The following is a 2,333-nucleotide window of genomic DNA, read 5'->3' on the forward strand; positions in this document are numbered from 1 at the left end:
AGTTGGCGGAGGTCCTGTCGGCGCGGGTTACGAGCCCGTCGCGGATGAGGGCGGCGCGGTGCTGCGGATGCGCAACTGCCCGTTCGGTGTGGTGGCCGAGGCGTTCCCTCCGCTGTTGTGCGGGATGAATCTGGCGCTCCTGGAAGGTCTCGTGGAGGGGTCTTCGCAGGTCCGGGTGCGGATGGACGCGCGGCCGGGCTGGTGCTGCGTGGCGGCGGAGACTTCTAAAAACAATGAGCATTGACATAGAAGCGGGCCCCATGGTGAGGTGAGCTTCATGACCGGACACCTCACGCCCAACGCGGAGTTCCCTCACGCGCAGTCCCACCTCGTCCAGTTCCACCTCGCCCAGTTCAACGTCGGCACGCTCCGCTTCCCGCTGGACGATCCGCGGGCCGCGGATTTCGTCGCGCTGCTCGAACCCGTGAACGCGCTCGCCGACGCCGCCCCCGGGTTCGTGTGGCGGCTGGCGGAGGAGGGGCAGCCGGACGCCACCGGGATGCGGCCCGCCGGCGAGGACGTGATCATCAACTACTCGGTGTGGGAGTCCGCCGAGGCGCTGTGGGACTTCGTGTACCGCAGCGCGCACCTGGAGACGATGCGGCGCCGCCGGGAGTGGTTCCAGCGGCACGTGGACGCGCATCTCGTCCTGTGGTGGATCCCCGCGGGCCATGTCCCGACCGTCGGGGAGGCCCTGGAGCGCCTCGCGCTCATCCGCGCCCAGGGCCCCTCTCCCCGCGCGTTCACGTTCGCCTCGTCGTACACCGCCGAGGAGGCCGCGGGCTCCGAGCCCGCGGGCGTCTGAGGGGCGCCGGGGCGGTCAGCCGAGGAGGGCGGCGGTGTGCCGGCCCGCGGCGGCGGCGGTGAGGAAGTAGGGGAGGTCCTCGTCGAGGCGGCGGCCCATGGTGGACAGCCGGACGCCCCATTCCTTCTCGGCGGCGCTCAGCGTCTCATGAAGGCCGTCGACGGGGACGGGGACGAGGCGGTGGCGGTCGCCGAGCGGCGCGGCGGCGGCGGCGACGCGGGCGCCGAAGGGGCCGCCGAGTTCGGGGACGGGGATGTCGGCGGGGGCCAGGGCGACGCGGCCGTAGGCGGTGAGGGAGTGGTGGGAGACGCCGATGTGGCGCTCGCGTCTGTCGCCCTCGCTGACGCGCAGGGAGCCGACGGGGCGCCCGCCGAGGACGGAGGCGGCGTTGACGGCCTCGCCCGCCGTGACGCCGGAGAAGCCCCACCGGGTGCCGGTCCCGAGGTTGCCGGGGCCCTGGGCGAGGACGGCGGCGTCGGCGCCGAGGACGAGCCGCGCGACCAGCAGGCCGGTGTGCACGGTGACGGCCTCCAGGTCGCCGCCGAAGGCCTGCCCGGTCGTGACGGTGGCGGCGAGGGCGCCGGCGTCCTTGAGCCGGGCGATGGACATGGAGAACCAGGCCGGCAGCGCGCCGCCGTCCGGCATGACGTACACGACCCGCGCGGAGGGGCGGCCGGCGAGGAGCGCGGCGAGGATCGGCGGGAGCGCGGAGTGCAGGTCGGCGACGATGACGGGCATGCCGCCGAGTGAGTCGGCGTCGCGCAGGACGTCGTGGTGGGGGGAGTCCTGCTCGTCGGCGCCGAGGACGGTGGCCTGCAGGGGCGTGTAGCGGGCCTTGACGAGGTGGCCGGGGCCGGACGGGTCGGGCGGGAGCCGGTCGGGGATCGCGACGACCATGGCGTAGCCGCCGGTCCCGAGGCCCATCGCCAAGGCCGTAGTGTTGAGCAGGACGGTGTCGCCCGGTTCCGGCCGTCCCACGAGGTGGGGGTAGGCCAGGGCGCGGTGCGTGCCGTCGCCCCCGATCGAGACGTTCAGCTCGACCGCCCCGGGCCATTCGCGGCGGATGTCCTCGACTGTGCCTTTGCGCCATCGGATCACACCGGGAAACGGTAGCGTCCTGGACGGCGGGTCGTGGCCGTGAGGCGGCCGTGTCCGCGTGAGCGGTCCAGGGGGCCGGAGAGCGGAGAGGTGGTGACGAAGTGTCGCGACGCAAGACCGAGCGCCTGCTCAACCTGGTGGTCTGCCTGCTCGCCACCCGGCGCTATCTGACGGCCGAGCAGATCCGGCGTGCGGTGCCCGGCTATCCGGACTCCGACGAGGCGTTCAAGCGGATGTTCGAGCGGGACAAGGAGGAGCTGCGGGAGCTGGGCGTCCCGCTGGAGGTGGGCAGCGACCAGCAGGGCGGCGGCGGTGAGGAGATCGGGTACCGGATCCCTCCGCAGGACTACGAGCTGCCGGACCTCCATCTGACGCCCGACGAGGCGGCGGTGCTGGGCCTGGCGGCGCGGGTGTGGCAGCGGGCCAGCAT

Annotated in this window: 2 protein-coding genes and 2 pseudogenes; 3 read left to right on the forward strand and 1 reads right to left on the reverse strand. The window is 73.6% G+C overall.

The genetic code is table 11. The annotated features are described in order from the left end of the window. Both E1281_RS39205 and E1281_RS39210 read left to right on the forward strand, forming a co-directional pair. Window positions 1-244, forward strand: a pseudogene (locus E1281_RS39205) (transcriptional regulator); the annotation flags it as partial. Between the two features lie 33 nt (window positions 245-277). Further along, window positions 278-805 (forward strand): DUF3291 domain-containing protein, encoded by a 528-nt coding sequence (locus tag E1281_RS39210; protein WP_131884743.1) that lies wholly within the window; start codon window positions 278-280, stop codon window positions 803-805. A 15-nt stretch (window positions 806-820) separates the two neighbouring features. Here E1281_RS39210 and E1281_RS39215 read toward each other — a convergent pair whose 3' ends face one another. Continuing rightward, window positions 821-1,903: a DUF3866 family protein gene (locus tag E1281_RS39215; protein ID WP_131884744.1), complete on the reverse strand. Its 1,083-nt coding sequence runs from the start codon at window positions 1,901-1,903 to the stop codon at window positions 821-823. A gap of 101 nt (window positions 1,904-2,004) precedes the next feature. Between E1281_RS39215 and E1281_RS39220 the strand changes: the two are divergent. After that, window positions 2,005-2,333 (forward strand): annotated as a pseudogene (locus E1281_RS39220) (DNA-binding transcriptional regulator); the annotation flags it as partial.

It is taken from the genome of Actinomadura sp. KC345, assembly GCF_004348515.1.
Classification (GTDB): domain Bacteria; phylum Actinomycetota; class Actinomycetes; order Streptosporangiales; family Streptosporangiaceae; genus Spirillospora.